This is a genomic window from Burkholderia sp. KCJ3K979 (genome assembly GCF_016759955.1).
Lineage (GTDB): Bacteria > Pseudomonadota > Gammaproteobacteria > Burkholderiales > Burkholderiaceae > Burkholderia > Burkholderia orbicola.
Genome location: NZ_JACFYV010000493.1, coordinates 1 through 378, shown reverse-complemented (window position 1 = coordinate 378; position 378 = coordinate 1). Strand labels below are relative to the sequence as shown.

General features: G+C 55.3%; 1 rRNA gene. It reads left to right on the top strand.

Features of this window, described 5'->3' with window-relative positions:
• Nucleotides 1–310: 310 nt before the first annotated feature.
• Nucleotides 311–378, top strand: a 5S ribosomal RNA gene (gene rrf, locus H3O04_RS36860); the annotation flags it as partial.

Below are 378 nucleotides of genomic sequence, written 5' to 3'. Positions count from 1 at the left end.
TCAAGCCAAGAACCCCCGCCCGAAAGGCGGGGGTTTTTGCATTTCGGCGCCATAAAAGTATGTGGCGAAGCGCCCTCATAACCCGCCGTTACGCACGCCAGATCAAACCGCCTGCGCTCCTTCTGCCTGATACTAATTGCCCGTAAGGCTTGATCCTATAACAAGTCTGCCTTATGGATCGGCGCCGTGCGACAGCACCGGCCGAGATCCAAAGCGACATGTTGGATTCTCGTGTGTGATACACACAACCTAATTACTGCTTCTTCCAAGATTGGTTCTGTTGGCCACGCCAGCAGAACAACCCCCTTTGCCTGATGACCATAGCGAGTCGGTCCCACCCCTTCCCATCCCGAACAGGACCGTGAAACGACTCTACGC